This window comes from Herbidospora sp. NBRC 101105, from assembly GCF_030269205.1.
GTDB lineage: Bacteria > Actinomycetota > Actinomycetes > Streptosporangiales > Streptosporangiaceae > Herbidospora > Herbidospora solisilvae.
In genome coordinates this window covers 1,341,923-1,359,367 of sequence record NZ_BSSX01000001.1, presented here as the reverse complement: position 1 = coordinate 1,359,367, position 17,445 = coordinate 1,341,923, and the positions used below count along the sequence as shown (strand labels likewise).

Genomic DNA, 17,445 nt, shown 5'->3' with positions numbered 1-17,445 from the left:
ACACCAGGGCACCCCTTCTCGATTGGGTCACCCCTGGTCCCGGCAACACCCCCGTAACCCCAAGGCCTCCCGTTTTTCACGACATGTATGGACATGGACCGTGCCCACGCGATGTACTACCTCATCAATCACCCAGATGGCGGGCTCCGGGCACTGCGCGCCCGGAAGGGAACGAGAACCTATGAGCCAGGTCGTCCTCGACAACGTCACCAAGGTCTACCCAGGTGGATTCCTGGCTGTGGACCGGATGAACCTGCGCGCCGAGGATGGCGAACTGCTGGTGTTACTCGGCCCGTCGGGTTGCGGCAAGTCGACCTTGCTCCGCATGATCGCCGGCCTTGAGGACATCACCGACGGCGACCTGTGGCTGGGCGGGAAGATCGCCAACCACCTGGCCCCCCGCGACCGCGACGTGGCGATGGTGTTCCAGAACGGCGCCCTCTATCCGCACCGGACCGTGCGGGGGAACCTGTCCTTCCCCCTGGAGATCGCCAAGGCCGATCCGCAGATGGTGCGCGAACGTGTCGTCGAGTTGTCGAAGGCCCTGCACATCGACGAGACCCTCGACCGCCGGCCTGGAACGCTCTCCGGCGGCCAGCGCCAGCGGGTGGCGATGGGCCGTGCCATAGTGCGTCAGCCGTCGCTCTTCCTGATGGACGAGCCCCTCTCGAACCTCGACGCGGGCATGCGCACCGAGCTCCGCATGGAGATCTCCAGTCTCGTACGGGCGCTCGGCGTCACCACCATCTATGTGACGCACGACCAGATCGAGGCCCTCACCCTGGCCGACCGGATCGCGATCATGAACCGGGGCGTGCTCCAGGACATCGGCACTCCCGCCCAGGTCTACAACGACCCGGCGACCGCGTTCACCGCCGCGTTCCTCAGCTCGCAGCAGCTCAACCTGCTGGCGGCCACGGTGCGTACACCGCAGAACCAGTTCATAATGCTGGACTTCGGCACCCACCAGATCACGATGCCCTGGACCGATCCACGCGCTTACGCGGTGTCACAACACACCGGCAGCCAGATCATCGTCGGCATCCGCCCCGACGCGCTCGCGCCGATGCCCGAGGGCATGGACGGCCCGGTGTTCATGGGCCGGGTGCGCACGCTCGAATACCACGGCCACGAGTGGCTGGCCTACGTCGAGTGCGGCATCCCGGCGGTGGCCGTGCCCGAGCCGCCCGACCCGAGGTTCCGGGCCGCGAACGGCGGCGCCAACGGCTCGAAGACCCGGTCGATGATGCGGCGGCTGTTCAACTCCGACATCGAGGCCGACGAGACCCCGTCGGGCCCGCAGTCCGGCCCGAACGGGCTCGGGTCGCACCGCCGGGCCGACCTGATCGTCCGGCTCGGCGCCCGGCCGTCGTGGCGCGCGGGCGAGCACGCTCGCGTGGCCGTGGACGTGTCGCGGCTGATGTTGTTCACCCACACCGGCGCCCGCATCGACCCGCCGCGCCGATAGGCGGCTAACGGCTGGCGCCCGCGTGCGCGAGCACCGACACCACGCCGACCAGCCGGCTCACCTTGTCCTGTTCGGCCCGGTGGAAGGCCGGTCCCTGGCGGCGGGCCACGACCATGCAGAGGTCGCCGATCGGCACGCTCAGCAGGTGGAGCGCGCCCTCGGAGAACGCCGCCGCGCGGGGCGCGCCCAGGAGGGCGGCCGGGAGGGTCTCGGGGGCCTGCCAGCTCCCGTGCACGACCTCTCCGGTCCCGGCGTCGACGGCCACCGCCCATTCGGCGCTCACCAGGTCGGGCACCGCGTCGACCAGGGTGAGCACGGCCCGCCCCGGTTCGGCCGCGACGTGGCCGAGCAGGTCGTAGTCGGGACTGGCGCCGGGCGCCTCCCGGGTGGGCCAGGCCGCCTCGACCTTGACCCCGGGCACGACGCCGATGCGGTCGCGCAGTTCGTCGGGGCTGAAGACGGCCGACCACGACACCGTGAAGTCGTCGATCGCCCGGCCCGCCTCGCGTTCGAGCACGGTCACCTGGAGGATGTCGGCCCCCATCACCCCGAAGGCCCTGGCCACCTGGCCGAGCACTCCCGGCCGGTCGGGCAGCGACACCCGCAGACGCAGCAGCATGAGCGGCCTCCTCTCTTCCCCACCCGAACACCACCCTGGCCCACGCACGTTTCGGTCATGTTCCGGAAGGATGTCCAGCATAAGGCGGCGTCCGATTCCCGCCCGGGGCTTGGCCGACCTTTGGTGTTGTCGGGGCGGCGCGATGAGATCACGGTGAGTAGCCTCAAGGGATGTCCCTCCCCTGGCTGCGGACCCGCTCGATACGCGCGCGCCTGACGCTCGTCGCGGTGGCCATCGCGCTGCTGATCCTCATCCCGGTCGGCGTCGGCGGCAACCTGATCACCCGCAGGCTGGTGATCGACAACATCTTCGAGGCGAGCCAGAACGTCGCATCGCAGGTCTCGGCCGAGATCCGCATGGGCACCGTGCCCTCCCCCATCCCGATCCGCGACGAGATCGACTACGTGCAGGTCGTCGCCCCCGGCGGCCGGGTGATCGAGTCGAGCAACCCGGCCCGAGACCTCCCTCCGGTGACGGCCGTCTGGCCGGCCCCCGACAACCGGATCATCCGCTTCACCTCCTGCGCGCTGCCCGAGAAGAGTTGTGTCTACGGTGTCGGAATAAGAGCCACCACCGACTCCAACAGCGAGGTCGTGTACGCCGCCCGTGAGGCCCCCACCTTCCTCACCACCCGCAGCCTGGCCCTGGCGATCGCGGTGCAGGTGGCGCTGCTGACCGCGCTGATCGGCTGGCTGGCCTGGAAGATCACCGGCCGCGCGCTGCGCCCGGTGGAGGACATCACCAACGAGCTGGCCGAGATCACCGTCCGCGACCTCACGCAGCGGGTGCCGGTCCCGCCCGGCGACGACGAGATCGCCCGGCTGGCCCGCACCGCCAACGCCACCCTGGGCCGGATGCAGCGGGCGGTGGAGCAGCAGCGCCAGTTCGCCGCCGACGCCTCCCACGAGCTGCGCACCCCCATCGCGGGCATCCGGGCCCAGCTGGAGAGCGGCCGGCTGCACGTCGAGGACATGCCGGAGGCGATCGAGGCGGCGCTGCGCGACACCGACCGGTTGGAGGCGATCTGCACCGACCTGCTGTTCCTGGCCCGGGTGGGCTCGGCCGAGGCGAACGTCAAGGAGCGGGTCGACCTGGCCGGGCTGGTCGGCGCCCGGCTCAAGCCCAGCTCCGAGCGCATGCCGCGCAAGCTGCGGCTGGAGCCCGGCGTGGTCGTCGAGGCGATCGAGCCGCAGCTCGCGCGGGCCTTCGGCGAGCTGCTCGACAACGCCGACCGGCACGCCGCCAGCGAGGTCACCGTCAGCCTCACCGCCGAGGGCGGCGAGGCCGTGCTGACGGTGCAGAACGACGGCGAGGGCATCGCCGAGGCCGATCGCGAGCGCATCTTCGAGCGGTTCACCCGGCTCGACACGGCCCGCAGCCGGATGCGCGGCGGCACCGGCCTCGGCCTGGCCATCGCCCGCGAGGTGGTGGAGGCCCACCACGGCACGGTCAGGGTGGAGCCGGTGCCGGGCGGCGTCAGCTTCGTGATGCGGCTGCCTCTCGCCGGTCCGCCACCGCCTGACGACCGATGAGGTCGTCCGGCGGGGCGTCGGGCACGTCGGCGTCGAACCGGGCCAGGCGCGGCACCCGCAGCGCCACGAGGGCGATCAGCGCGATGGCGGCGGCGAAGACGACGTACAGGAGCCCGATGCCGGCGCCCTTCGGGCCGTCGACGAGGTTCTCCATGAGCTCCGAGCCGAACGGCGCGACCACGCCGAAGGCCAGCGGCAGGGTCGACCAGGCGATCAGGGTGTTCAGCGCGATGACCCGCCCGTGGAACCGCTGCGGCACCTTGACCTGCACGATCGTGGCGTAGATGCCGTTGACGACGGTCAGCGCGAGCGACATGCCGAACGCGCCGAAGGCGATCACCGCGAGGTCCTGCCGGAGCCCCGTGACCGCGCAGAAGACCGCGAGCCCCAGGGTGGCCAGCAGCATGCCGCGCATGCGGCGCCGGCGCGGGCCGCCCCACAACGCCACCGCGAGCCCGCCGAGCAGCACCCCGACGCCGCCGGCGACCGACACCCGGGCGACGTCGTCGAGGTCGTTGCCGCCGAAGGCCAGCACGAGCGGGCTGAGCAGCAGGAACAGCGGCGACAGGAAGACGTTCAGGCCCGCGAAGAACAGCAGCATGGCGCGGAAGTTGCGGTTGAACCAGGTGTAGCGGAAGCCGCCCACCATCTCGGCCCAGATGGTCTCGCGGCGGCGCAGCCCCATCGTGCGGGGGAACTTCACCAGCAGCACCGAGACGATCGCGAAGGTGTAGCTGGCGACGTCGATGACGAGGATGCCCTTCAGGCCGATGGTGCCCATCAGGCCGGCGGCGATCAGCGGCACGATGAGCTGGGCCGAGCCGGTGACCATCTGGACGACGCCGTTGGCGTGCCCGAGCAGCCGTTTGGGCACGAGCTGCGGGATCGACGCGCCGTAGGCGAGCCGCTGGAAGGTCAGCGCCACCGACAGGACCGCCAGCAGCGGGTAGATCGCCCAGATGTGCAGGTTCCCGGTCCACAGCAGCACGCCGAGCGCGAGCTGCGTCGACCAGGCGCCGACGTCTCCGGCGAGCATGACCTTGCGGCGGTCGTAGCGGTCGACGATGACGCCGGCGAGCGGGGCGACCAGCATGCCGGGGAGCAGGCCGATGACGGAGAACAGCGCGAAGTTGACCAGTGAGCCGGTGGTGACGTAGATCCACAGCGGCACGGCGAACTCGGTGAGGGCCGAGCCGATGATCGAGACGAGCTGACCGGCGGCGACCGCCCCGAACCGTTTCATGCTCGGCTTCGGGCCCTCGTCGGCGACGGGCTCGTCGGAGGTCGCCTGCGTCCACCAGGTGCGTTCGGGGGTGCGGGGCACCTTCTCGCGGGTGGTGACGATCTCGGCGAGCTCCTCGGCGCGGTGCTTGAGGAAGAAGTGCCCGGCCTCGTCGAGCACGACGCACGAGCTGGCCGGGGCCAGCCGGAGCCACTCGCGGAAACGCTCCTGGTAGAACTCGGTGGCCGGGTCGCGTTCGCCGACGACGGCGGTGATCGGGGCGTTGATCACCGGCCCGCCGGTCTCCGACCAGAGCCGGGTGAAGTAGGCCTCGGCCTCGCGGGTGCCCTCGCGGCGGTTGCGGATGATCGCCTTGAGCTGGTCGTCGTCGAGCTCCTCGACGTCGAGGCCCGCGGCGATGAGGCCGTTGGCCCACATCCGGTCCGAGCGCAGCTTCTCGGCCATGGTGCGCACCCTGCCGACCACCGAGCTCGGCCGGGAGAACGGGAAGACGCCGCCGAGGTGCAGCACCTCGACCTCGCGTCCGGCGGCCTCCAGGCGGCGGGTGATCTCGACCGCGAGCATCACGCCGAGGCCGCAGTGGCCGTAGAGGGCGATCGGGCCGGGAACACGTTCGAGGATCTCCTGGACGCACGCGTCGGCGACCTCGGGGATCGGCCGCGCCTCCTCGTCCAGGCCCCACTCCTGGCCGGGGACGGCCACGGAGTAGAGGGCGACGTGGTCGGGCAGGGCGTCGGCGAGGGGCTGGTAGATCGCGGCGCTGCCGCCGCCGTACGGGACGCAGACGAGGGTCGTGGTGGTGCGCCGGGGCGGGGTGAGGCGGTGCAGGAGGCGGCGCGGGCCGTCGTCCGTGCGGGAGGCCAGGGCGCGGACCGTGCGGTGCCTGAAGATGTCCATGATCGTCACCGGGCGCTCGGTGACGCGGCGGAGCTTGGCCACCACCTGGGCGGCCAGCAGGGAGTGGCCGCCCAGGGCGAAGAAGTCGTCCTCGGCGCCGACCTGGTCGACGTTGAGGACGGCCGCCCAGACGTCGGCGATGGCCTGCTCCAGCGGGGTCGCCGGGGGGACGTAGGCCGATTCGGACTGGCGGTCGGTGCCGGGGTCGGGCAGGGCGGCGCGGTCGACCTTGCCGTGCGACTTCAGCGGGAGGGCGTCGAGCCAGACGTACCGCGACGGGATCATGTAGTCGGGCAGCAGGCCGGTCAGTTCGGCGCGCAGGTCGCGCGGCTCGCCGACCAGGTAGGCGACGAGGCGGTCGGCGCGCAGTTCGACCACCGCCTGGTCGACGGCGTCGAGGTCGGCCAGCACGATCTCGATCTCGGCCAGCTCGACCCGGTAGCCGCGGACCTTCACCTGGAGGTCGCGGCGGCCGAGGAACTGGAGCTCGCCCGACGGCAACCAGCGGCCGAGGTCGCCGGTGCGGTACATGCGGGCGCCCGGTCCGCCGAACGGGTCGGGCACGAACTTCTCGGCGGTGAGCGCGGGCCGGCCCAGGTAGCCGCGCGCCAGCCGGTCGCCGCCGAGGTGGACCTCGCCGGGGACGCCGACCGGGCAGGGGTTCCCGGCGGGGTCGAGGACGTAGACGCGGGCGCCGGGCAGCGGGCGGCCGATCGGCAGCAGGCCCTTCTCCCCCTCCGCCACGTCGTGGGTGGTCACGCCGACGGTGGCCTCGGTTGGGCCGTAGTGGTTGACCACGCGCAGGCCCGGCCGCCGCAGGCCGGCGGCCCACTCGGCGGGCGAGGCCTCGCCGCCGAGCAGCAGCAGTTCCCTCGGCAGGACGTCGGCCTCGGGCAGCAGCGACGCCAGGTGCGACGGCGTGATCTTCAGGTGGTCGGTGTCCCGCAGGGTCACCGCGAGCTCCTCGGCCGGGAGGCGCGGGTTGAGCAGCGTCAGCGTGCCGCCGGTCATCAGCGACAGGTAGAAGACGGTGATGCCGAAGTCGAAGCTCAGCGACTGGAGCAGCGCGTAGGACCCCTGCGGTCGGGGGTTCAGGCGCTCGCGCACGCCCGAGAGGTAGGTGAGGATCTGCCGGTGCTGGACGGCCACGCCCTTGGGGCGCCCGGTGGTGCCGGAGGTGTAGATGACGTAGGCGAGGTCGGTCTCGGAGACCTCCGGCAACGGGGAGGCGCCGCGTTCGTCCGGGGTCACCGTGTGCGTGACGCCGGGCAGGCCGCGCCGGGTGACGGCGATCTCGATGCCCGCGTCGTCCACGAGATAGGCCAGGCGGTCGTCGGGTTGCGCCGGGTCAAGCGGCACATAGGCGGCGCCCGCCTTCAGCACGCCGAGGATGGCGACCGCGATCTCGGCCGACTGCTCCAGGCAGACGGCGATCCGGGTGTCGCGTCCGGCGCCGAGGTCGCGTAATCGGGCGGCCAGCGCGTCGGAACGGTCCGCCAGGTCGCCGTAGGTCAGGTCGACGCCGTCGCAGCGTACGGCCACCCGGTCGGCCGGGCCGCGCACCACCTCGTGCAGGAGCGTTCCCGCCCGGTCGACGGGACCGCCGTCGGAGAAGGCGAGCACGTCCCCGGCCGGGAGGGCGTAGGAGGAGATCGGCCGGTCGGGGTCGGCGACGACCTGGCCCAGCAGGTCGGCGAAGTGCCCGGCGAAGCGCTCGACCGTCGCCCGGTCGAACAGGTCGGTGTTGTACGCGAACTGGGCCCAGTAGCCCCCGGGGCGCTCGTACAGGTAGAGCGACAGGTCGAAGCGGCTCACCCCGGCCTCGACGCGGAACGGGGTCAGGGTCAGGCCGTGGCCGTCGAGGCCCTGCCGCCAGTTCTGCAGCGCCATGGTGACCTGGGCGATCGGCGAGCGGGAGACGTCGCGTTCGACCTCCAGCTCCTGGACCAGCCGGTCGAAGGGGAGCTCCTGGTGCGCGTAGGCGTCGAGGGCGCGGTCGCGGACCCGGGTCACGAGCTCGGTGAAGGTCGGGTCGCCGGTCAGGTCGGCGCGCATGGCCAGGGTGTTGACGAACATGCCGGCCACGTCGTCGAGCTCGGGCACGCTCCGGCCGGCGATCGGGGAGGCGACGGCGAAGTCGTCCTGGCCCGAGTAGCGGCCCAGCAGCACCTGGAAGGTCGCCAGCAGCACCATGTACGGGGTCACGGTGCCGTCGCGGGCGACGGCGACGTCCACCGGGATCTCGTACATCGCCCCCGCGTGGCCCATCTCGGGCGGACGCGGCCGGTCGGTCGGCAGGTCGAGCACCGGGACGTCGCGCAGGTGCTCGCGCCAGTGGGCGATGTCCTTGGCGTGGTCGCGGTCGCGCTGCCAGACGGCGTAGTCGGCGTAGGCGACCCGCGGCGGCGGCTTGAGCGCCTCGCCGCGGGCCAGGGCGAGCAGCTCCGACAACACGATGTCGTGCGACCAGCCGTCGGTGACCAGGTGGTGGGCCGCCAGCAGCAGGATCCGGTCGTCGGGCGCGAGCCGGACCACCAGGGCGCGCAGCAGCGGGCCGTGCTCCAGGTCGAACGGGCGTCCCAGGGCGGTCTCGACGATCTCCCTGGCCTGCTCGTCGGTCCCGGCCTCGGCCAGCCGGAACTCGGCCCCCGCCTCGGGCCGCAGGGTCACCACGGGGAGGCCGTCGTCGTCGGCGGCGAAGCGGGTGCGGAACACCTCGTGCCGGGCCGCGACCTGGTGGAAGGCCGCTTCGAGCACGGCGTCGTCGAGGTCGCCCTGGAGGCGGATGGTCAACGGGACGGTGTAGGTCGTGGTGCCCGGCCGGTACTGCTCCAGGAACCACAGGCGCTCCTGGGCCGGGGAGAGCACGAGGGGCGCGGCCGGGTCGCGCGGGGGTATCGCCCGGGTCTCCTCCCGGCGTCGTAACCGCTGGGCGAGGAGGGCCTTCTTGTCGGCCGACAGTGTGCTCACGGAACGTCTCTTCCGACGACGGTTTGTCAATTTCCCTTACTGTAAATAGTCTTTACAGTTGGGCGGAGATCGTCAGTCTCGCACGCCCGCCACGTGCACACAATGACCGGGACGAGGGCTTGTCGGCCCCTCCGTCCGCGTGGTTCACTGACGGCGATCTCGCTAACTGTAAGCAAACTTTCCAGTTTTAGTTTGGCGGTTCCCCCCTTGGCTCGCGCCCTCTCCCCGGCCCAGGAACGCCTGTGGTTCCTGCACCAGCTCGACCCCGCAGACCCGTCCTACACGACCTGCCACGCCTACCGGTTGCGCGGCCCCCTCGACGTCCCGAGGCTGGCCCTGGCGTTCGAGACCGCGGCGACCCGGCAGGAGAACCTGCGCACCCGCTTCCCCACCGCGGCGGCCGAGGTGCTGCCGCCGGGCCCCGTGCCGATCGCCCAGGTCAGGGCGGTCGACGCCGACGAGGCGCGGGCGATGGTGCGCGAGCTGGCCAACACGCCGATGGACCTGTCGCAACCCCCGATCACGGTCGTGCTGATCGAGCTGGCCCCCGACGACCACGTGCTGGCCATCGCGCTGCACCACATCATCGCCGACGGCCTGTCGGTGGCGGTGCTGGCCCGCGAACTGGCCGACGCGTACGGCGGAACTGGAGCGCTCCCACCACTGAAACCGCAGGTCCACGCCCCCGAGGCGGGGCACACCGACTGGTGGGTGGAGCGGCTCCAGGGGGTGCCGGTGCTCGACCTGCCGACCGACCTGCCGCGCCCGGCGCGGCGCGGCGGCGCGGGCGCCGAGGTGATCGTGGAGATCGACGCGGCGACCGCCGGGCGGGCCGCCGAGACGGCGCGGCGCATGCGGGCCACCCCGTTCATGCTCTACATGACCGCGTTCGCGGTGTTCCTGGCGCGGCACTCGGGCCAGGACGACTTCTGCGTCGGCACCCCGGTCTCCCGCCGCGACCACGTCGGCCTGGAGCAGGTCATCGGCCACCTGACCAGCATGCTGCCGCTCCGATTAGCCCCGGCCGGCACGTTCACCGAGGCGATCAAGGCCACCCGGCGGACGCTGATCGAGGCCATGTCCCACGCCGACGTGCCCCTGGAGCGCGTCATCGCCGAGCTCGGGCTGCCCCGCGACCTGAGCCGCACCCCGGTCTACCAGACCATGTTCGCCCTGCACAGCTACACCGCCGACACGGTGCCGAGCCCGCTCCCCGGCCTCGACGCCGAGTCGTTCCCGAGCGGCTGGACCGGCGCCCGCTGCGACCTCTCGCTCGATCTGTGGCCCAACTCTGACGGCTCGGTCACGGGCTCGCTGATCTACTCCACCGAGTTGTTCACCGAGGCCACGGCCCGGCGTATGGGCGCCAGGTTCGCCACCCTGCTGACCGCCCTCCTCGACGACCCCGACCGGCCGCTCGACAGCGTGAACCTGCTGCCCGACGAGGAGCGGGCGTGGCTGACCGAGCAGGGCCAGGGCGCCCCCGGCCACGACGTCGCCACCTGGACCTCGTTGTTCGTCGAGCAGGCCCGGCGCACCCCCGACGCGCTCGCCGTCGACGACGTCACCTACGACGAGCTGCTCCGCTGGGCCACGTCGGTGGCCGCCTCGCTGCCGCCGGCGCGGCTGGTCGCGATCAGGACCTCGCGGGGCGTGCAGACGATCGTCGCGATGCTCGCGGCCCACTTCGCGGGGGCCGCCTACCTGCCGGTCGACCCCGCCTATCCGCAGGCGCGCGTTGAATACATTCTGAAAGATTCAGGCGCGGAGGTCGTGCTGCGCGACGAGGATCTCGTCGTCCCGGAGGCCGACTTCACCCCGACCTCCCCTGACGCGGCCGCTTACATTCTCTACACCTCGGGGTCAACCGGGCGGCCGAAGGGCGTCGTCGTCCCGCACCCCGCGCTGGCGAACCTGCTGCTCGGCATGCGGGACATCGTCGGGTCGACGCCCGGCGACGTGTGGCTGGCGCTCACCAGCACCGCGTTCGACATCTCGGCCGTCGAGCTGTTCCTGCCGCTGATCACCGGCGGGCGGGTGGTGTTCGCCGAGGACGCCCGCGACGCCCAGGTCGTCGCCGACCTGATCCGCGACCACGGGGTCACCCACGTGCAGGCGACGCCGTCGGGCTGGCGGGTGCTGCTCACCGCCGACTGGCCGCCGGTCACCGCGATCACCGCCGGGGAGCCCCTGCCGCCCAAGCTGGCCGGGGAGCTGACCGCCCGCACCCGCCGCCTGATCAACGGCTACGGGCCCACCGAGACGACCATCTACTCGACCACCTGGGACGTGCCGCGCGGCGCCGAGGCGATCAGCATCGGCCGCCCGACGCCGGGCACGGTCGTGCGGGTCGTCGCGCCCGACGGCGACCTGGCCCCCATCGGGGTGCCCGGGGAGCTGCGCATCGGCGGGCTCGGGGTGGCCCTGGGCTACCACGAGCGGCCGGAGCTGACCGCCGAGCGGTTCACGCCCGACGGGTTCTACCGGACCGGCGACCTGGTCAGGATGCTCGACGACGGGACCCTGGAGTTCCTCGGTCGCACCGACAACCAGGTCAAGCTCCGGGGGCACCGGATCGAGCTGGGCGAGATCGAGACCGTGCTGGAGTCGATCGACGGGGTCGGCCAGGCGGTGTGCGCCGTCCAGGACGACACCATCGTCGCGTTCGTCACCGGCGACGCCGCCGCCGTGCGCGACGAGACGCGGCGGGTGCTGCCGGCGTACATGGTGCCGAGCCGGGTCGTCGTGCTGGACGCGCTGCCGCTGACCCCCAACGGGAAGGTCGACCGGAAGGCGCTGCCGAGGGCCGAGGCGGCCCCCGCGCCGGCGCGCATGCTGCGGACGCGGACCGAGCGCCTGGTCGCCAAGGTGTTCGCCGACGTGCTCAAGACCGGCCTGCCGGGCGGCGACGACGACTTCTTCGCCCTGGGCGGGCACTCGCTGCTGGCCACCCGGGTGATCGCGCGCCTGCCGGTCCGGCTGCCGGTGAGCACCGTGTTCCTGCACCCGACGGTCGCCGGGCTGGCCGCCCAGGTCGACGCGGCCCGCCCGCCGGTCGACCACGTGCCCCGGCCGCGCCCGGCCGGGACGGTGCCGCCGCTGTCGGCCGGGCAGGAGCGCCTCTGGTTCCTCAACCGGCTCCACCCCGACACCGACGCCGGGTTCAACATGTGGATGGTCCGGCACCTGGCCGGCGACCTCGACCGCGCCCGGCTGCAGGACGCCCTGACCACGGTCGCCCGGCGGCACGAGATCCTCCGCACGAGCTTCCCGGCGGTCGACGGCGAGCCCGTCGTCGAGATCCTCGACACCACGCCGGTCATCGAGTGGATCGCCGCCGACGACGCCGCGCGGCCGGTCGCCGACCGGGTCAACACCCCGTTCGACCTCACCGCCGGACCGGCGATCAGGGTCACCGTGGTCGAGGTGCCCGACGGGCACGTGCTCTGCCTGGTCGCCCACCACGTCACCGGCGACGGGGTGTCGCTGAACATCCTGCTCGACGAGCTGGCCGACGCCTACTCCGGCGTCGAGCTGCCGCCGGTGCCGCTCCAGTTCGGCGACGTCGCGGTCTGGCAGCGCGCCCGCGACGCCGGCCCGGCGGTCGACTACTGGCGGCGGCAGCTCGCCGCGCCGACCCCGCTCGACCTGCACCCCGACCGGCCCCGCACCGGCAACGCCGGGCCGAGCGCCACGGTCACCTTCCGCGTCGGGCTCGCCGAGACCGAGCGGCTGGTCGCGCTGGCCCGCGACAACCGAGTGACGCTGTTCATGGCGCTGCTGGCCGCCTACCAGACCACGCTGGCGCGGCACACCGGGCACACCGACATCCTCGTCGGCACCTCCAACGCCGGGCGCGACACCGTCGCGCTCGAATCGGTGATCGGCTACCTGACCGACATCCTGGTGCTGCGCGGCGACCTGTCGGGCGACCCGCTGTTCACCGACCTGCTGCGGGCCACCCGCACCACCGTCCTGGACGCCTTCCAGCACCGCGGCGTGCCGTTCGAGAAACTGGTCACCGAGCTCCGGCTGGAGCGCGACCTGACCCGCACGCCGGTCTTCCAGACGATGGCGATCCTGCACACCCACGAGACCGGCCGGGTGCCGCGCCCGTTCGCCGGCCTGACCGTGACCGACCTGCCGTCCGGGCACGCCCAGGCCAAGTTCGACCTGCTGCTGGAGGCCTGGCAGGACGCCGAGGGCCTGCACGTCCAGCTCGAGTACGACACCCTCCTCTACGACGCCGCCACCGCGCGGGGCGTGGCCGAGCGGCTGCGCACGCTGCTGCTCGGCGTCGCCGCCGACCCCGCCCGCCGCCTGTCGGAGCTGCCGCTGCTGACCGACGCCGACCGGGCCTTCCTCGACGAGGCCGGGCACGGCCCCGCCGTCCCCGACCCCGAACGGGTGCCCGCCATGATCGCCCGGCAGATCGCCGAGCGGCCCGGCGCGGTGGCCGTCCGGACCGACGGGCGCGCCGTCGCCTACGGGGAGCTCCCCATCGCCGTCCACGAGAACGGGCGGACGATCCGGGAGGTCGGGCTCGACCGGACCCCCGAGGGCATCGGGGCGCTCCTGGCGGCCTGGGCCTCGGGGGCCGCCTACCTGCCGGTCGACCCGGCGCTGCCCGAGGCGCGCAAGGCGTTCCTGCGCGCCGAGGCGGCCGGCGGGAGCTACGAGGACGCCGCCTACGTGCTGTTCACCTCGGGCTCCACCGGGACGCCCAAGGGCGTCGTGGTCGGGCACCGGGCGCTGGCCACGCGGGTGGCGTGGATGCGGGAGGCGTACGGGCTCACGCCCGGCGACCACGTGGTGCAGTTCGCGGCCTACTCCTTCGACACCCACGCCGAGGAGATCTATCCGGCGCTGGCGGCCGGGGCGACCCTCGAACTGCTGCCCGGCGGGCCGCTGACGCTGCCGGAGTTCCTGGCCTCGCCGCGCGGGCGCGACGTGACGGTGCTCGACCTGCCGACGGCGTACTTCCACGAGCTGGTCACCCTCGACATCGAGATGCCCCCGAAGCTGCGGCTGGTCATCCTCGGCGGCGAGGAGCTGAGCGGGGCGGCCGTGGCCCGGTGGCGGGAGCGGTTCGGCGACACGGTGCGCCTGGTGAACACCTACGGCCCGACCGAGGGCACGATCATCGCGACCGCGGGCGACGTGACCGGCGACGAGGAGCGCCCGTCGATCGGGCGGCCCGTCGGCGGCGTGGTCGTGCTGGTGCTGGACGCCCACGGGCGTCCGGTGCCGCCGGGCATGCCCGGCGAGCTCTGCCTGGGCGGGCCGAGCCTGGCCGACGGCTACCTCAACCGGCCCGCGCTCACCGCCGAGCGGTTCCGGCCCACCCCGCAGGGGCGGGTCTACCTGACCGGCGACCGGGCCCGGTTCCTGGCCGACGGGCGGCTGGAGTTCCTCGGGCGGATCGACGACCAGGTCAAGGTGCGCGGGCACCGGATCGAACCGGCCGAGGTCGAGCTGCGGCTCACCGCGCATCCGGCGGTCACCGGGGCCGTGGTGGTCGCCGACGCCGACCGGCTGGTCGCCTACGTCACCGGGACCCGGACCGACCTCGCCGAATGGGTGTCGGAGGCGCTGCCGGCGTACATGGTGCCCTCGGTCTGGATGTGGCTGGACGCGCTGCCCCTGACCCCGCACGGGAAGGTGGACAAACGGGCGCTCCCGGCGCCCGACGCGGGCGCCTCGCTCGGGCACGTCGAACCGCGCGGCGACGCCGAGGCGCTCGTCGCGGAGGTGTACGACTCGGTGCTCGGCCTCACCGGGGTCGGCGCCCTGGACGACTTCTTCGCCATCGGCGGCCACTCGCTGCTGGCGGCCCGCGCGCTGGCCCGGATCAAGGCCATCACGGGGATCGAGGTGCCGATCAGGGTCATCTTCGACTGCCCGACCGTGGAGAAGCTGGCGGCGGTGCTGGAGGAGATGATCGTCGCCGAGCTCGACGAGCTCTCCGACGAGGAGGCCGCCGCGCTCGTCCACGGGACGCCCCAGTGACCGCCTTCTCGGGGCTGCCGGCCCGCGAGGGCCCGCTCACGATGGGGCAGGCCAACATGGTGCGCTGCGTGCGCACCGACCCCCCGGAGCACATGAACTACCGGGTGGTGCGCGGCCTGCCCGCCGGGGCCTCGGTGGAGGACGCGGTCCGGACGCTGGTGGCGCGGCACGAGTCGCTGCGCACCACCTTCCACGGCGACGTGCAGCGGGTGCACGGCTCCGGCGTGATCGCGTTCGGCGCCGAGGCCGACCACACGGCGCGCTTCGACGTGGAGAACGAGCTGCCGCTGCGGGTCGGGGTGTCCGGCGACCAGGTGACGCTGGTGACCACCCACAGCGCCGCCGACGCCGCCGGGCTGGCCGTGCTTCTGGCCGACTGGGACGACATCGTCGTCGGCAAGCCGCTCGACCCCGTCACCGCGCCGCAGCCCGTGGACGTCGCCCTGGCCGAGACCTCGCCGGCCGGGCGCAAGCGGGCCGAGGCGGCGCTGCGCTACTGGGACGGCGCGTTGTCGCGGGTGCCGCGCTCGACGCTGACCGCCTCGGTCGACGACACCGGCCACGAGTGGCGGCTGCCCCGCCTGCGGATTCGGTCGGCCGGCGCGGCCCGCGCGCTGGCCCGCATCTCGGCCCGGACGGGCGTCAGCGGCTCGGCCGCCGTGCTCGCCGCCTACGCGGCCCTGTCCGGGCTGCGCGGCGGGCTGCCGCTGACGGGGGTGTTGTCGATCTCGGCCAACCGGTTCCGGCCCGACCTGCGTTCGTACGTGGGGCCGCTGGCCCAGGACGCCCTGGTCCCGGTGCCCGTGTCGGCCTCCTTCGAGGAGGTGCTCGCGGGGGTGCGGGGGGCGGCGCTGGGGGCGTACCAGAACAGCCGCTTCGACGCGGACGCGCTGATCTCGATCATGGAGCGGGTGCAGCGGGAGCGGGGCGTGTTCTTCGCCCGCGACCTGGTGTTCAACGACATGAGCGGCACGGGCCGCAACGGGCGCCCGGCGACCTCCGGGGACGAGGTCCGCGCGACGTGGCTGCCGGAGGCGACGTTGCCGTGCCGGACGGCGCTCTGGGTGCACCGGCTGCACGGCGAACTCGACCTGACCCTGTGGGCCGACCCGCGCGTGCTGCCCCGGGAGGACGCGCTGCTGCTCGGCGAGGGAATAGCGAAGACATTGATCGCCGCCGGGCACGGAAATGTCTCCGACATTTCCGAAATTTCAGGAATTGCACCGATTGAGCGGGACGATTCCTGGGTGTTCACCGATGGCCAATGGGTCTCATTGCCGGAAGTGACGAAACTCGTGACCGACGCCTGCGGCATTCCCGCGTCGGTCGGCGCCGATCTCGTCTGCCAGGTGGAAACGCCGATGACCCCGGCGCAATTGCACACCGAATGCCTCCGCCTGCTTCCGGGCCGAATGGCGGCGATCACCCCGCGCCACTATGTCGTGGCGGGAACCGAGGGCTCCGGCCGCTGATTCCCCTCCCCGCCGCACCGGTCCATCCCGCCGCCGCGGGTCACAACCCTTTTCCGTTACGGCTCCGCCCGGCCGGCCACCCGACGACGTGTGGCCGCCCGACGCGCCCGCGCCGTTCCGGCCTCGACCCGCTCGCGCGGGTGGTGACGGGCCTGCGGGCGGGCAGGGCCGACCCGCGCGGGGCGCCGGAGTTGTCGTACCTGCGGCCTGGCCCGGGGAGTTCTGTCCGCGCCTGCCATACGTGGATTCCGGGGAACAGGCCTCCCTCAGGCTTCCGGGAGGAGGGTGGGGAGGGCGCGTTCGAGGGCGCGGGTCCAATAGGGCCAGTCGTGTTTGCCGTTGCCGTAGAGGTCGGTTTCGACCGTCAGGCCGGCGATTCTGGCGGCGCGGAGGAAACGCTGGTTCTGGCGGAGGATGGACTGCTCGCCGAAGTCGGTGCCGCCGCCCTCGTCGAGTTCGCCCGGCTCGCCGTTGCCCGATGAGACGTAGAGGCGCAGGCCCGTCAATCGCGGGGCGAGGTCGGCGGGGTTGTGGTCGCGCCAGTTGTCCTCGCGCGCGGGCAGGGGGCCCCACAACTGGTCGGGGTCGGCGCCATTGTCCTTCAGGAAGGAGGAGAAGCCGGGCACGTCCATGCGGATGTCGAGCACGCCGGAGAACGACGCCGCCGCCTCGAAGAGGCCGGGGTTGCGGGCGGCGTAGCCCATCGCGCCGTGGCCGCCCATCGACAGGCCCGCGATCGCCCGGCGATCCCCCACGCCGTAGAGGTCCTCGACCAGCGGGAGCATCTCCTTCAGGTGGAAGGTCTCCCAGGCGGGGCCGTCGAGCCAGTCGGCGTACCAACCGTCGGTGCCGCCCTCCGGGACGACCACGACCGCCTTCAGGTTCTCGGTCACCCTCGCCGCGTCGCCCTTGGTCAGCCACGTGTCGGGGGTCGGCTCGCAACAACCGTGCAGCAGGTAGAGGACCGGCCAGCCGGTGGAGCCCTTCGTCCAGCCCGCCGGTTTGAGCACCCGCACCTGCGCCTCGCGGCCGAGGGCGGCCGAGGCGATCGTCAGGGCGTCCTGGCGGTCGTCCACGGCGACGGTGTCGGCGACGCGGGGGGTGAGGGCGGTGGTCAACGGGTCCTGCCTTTCCTGAGGGGCGTCGGAGCATCCGGCGGCGAGGAGAACCAGAGGTAAACTCACCGCCAGCAAAATACGTCTCATATGTGACTTCTATCTAAATTTTGATCATTT

Annotated in this window: 7 protein-coding genes; 4 read left to right on the top strand and 3 right to left on the bottom strand. The window is 72.8% G+C overall.

Going from position 1 to position 17,445, the window contains the following annotated elements:
- The first annotated feature begins 181 nt into the window (after positions 1-181).
- Complete coding sequence (locus QSK34_RS06000; RefSeq protein ID WP_030453196.1) at positions 182-1,468, top strand: ABC transporter ATP-binding protein; 1,287 nt, start codon at positions 182-184, stop codon at positions 1,466-1,468.
- A 4-nt stretch (positions 1,469-1,472) separates the two neighbouring features.
- On the opposite strand, the gene QSK34_RS05995 is transcribed toward QSK34_RS06000, so the two are convergent.
- Positions 1,473-2,087 (bottom strand): ACT domain-containing protein, encoded by a 615-nt coding sequence (locus QSK34_RS05995; RefSeq protein WP_161478179.1) that lies wholly within the window; start codon positions 2,085-2,087, stop codon positions 1,473-1,475.
- 170 nt (positions 2,088-2,257) lie between these two features.
- Between QSK34_RS05995 and QSK34_RS05990 the strand changes: the two genes are divergently transcribed.
- Positions 2,258-3,619 (top strand): sensor histidine kinase, encoded by a 1,362-nt coding sequence (locus QSK34_RS05990; RefSeq protein WP_285580812.1) that lies wholly within the window; start codon positions 2,258-2,260, stop codon positions 3,617-3,619.
- On the opposite strand, the gene QSK34_RS05985 is transcribed toward QSK34_RS05990, so the two are convergent.
- The gene (locus tag QSK34_RS05985; RefSeq protein ID WP_285580810.1) at positions 3,564-8,729 is read right to left on the bottom strand and encodes a non-ribosomal peptide synthetase/MFS transporter; all 5,166 of its coding nucleotides are present in this window, start codon (positions 8,727-8,729) and stop codon (positions 3,564-3,566) included. The two genes, QSK34_RS05990 and QSK34_RS05985, sit on opposite strands and share 56 nt — an antisense overlap.
- Positions 8,730-8,936: 207 nt before the next feature.
- Between QSK34_RS05985 and QSK34_RS05980 the strand changes: the two genes are divergently transcribed.
- Both QSK34_RS05980 and QSK34_RS05975 read left to right on the top strand, forming a co-directional pair.
- Entirely contained in the window at positions 8,937-14,738 is a 5,802-nt protein-coding gene (locus QSK34_RS05980; RefSeq protein WP_285580808.1) for a non-ribosomal peptide synthetase, read from the top strand.
- The gene (locus tag QSK34_RS05975; RefSeq protein ID WP_285580806.1) at positions 14,735-16,210 is read left to right on the top strand and encodes a hypothetical protein; all 1,476 of its coding nucleotides are present in this window, start codon (positions 14,735-14,737) and stop codon (positions 16,208-16,210) included. Before QSK34_RS05980 ends, QSK34_RS05975 begins: the two co-directional genes overlap by 4 nt.
- 266 nt (positions 16,211-16,476) lie before the next feature.
- Here QSK34_RS05975 and QSK34_RS05970 read toward each other — a convergent pair whose 3' ends face one another.
- On the bottom strand, positions 16,477-17,394 hold the full coding sequence (locus QSK34_RS05970) for an alpha/beta hydrolase (protein ID WP_285580804.1): 918 nt from the start codon (positions 17,392-17,394) through the stop codon (positions 16,477-16,479).
- Positions 17,395-17,445: the final 51 nt, after the last annotated feature.

Excerpts from the sequence above, each read along its gene's own strand:
- QSK34_RS05990 (WP_285580812.1), top strand. The coding sequence starts at position 2,258 with ATGTCCCTCCCCTGGCTGCGGACCCGCTCGATACGCGCGCGCCTGACG.
- QSK34_RS05995 (WP_161478179.1), bottom strand. The coding sequence starts at position 2,087 with ATGCTGCTGCGTCTGCGGGTGTCGCTGCCCGACCGGCCGGGAGTGCTC.
- QSK34_RS06000 (WP_030453196.1), top strand. The coding sequence starts at position 182 with ATGAGCCAGGTCGTCCTCGACAACGTCACCAAGGTCTACCCAGGTGGA.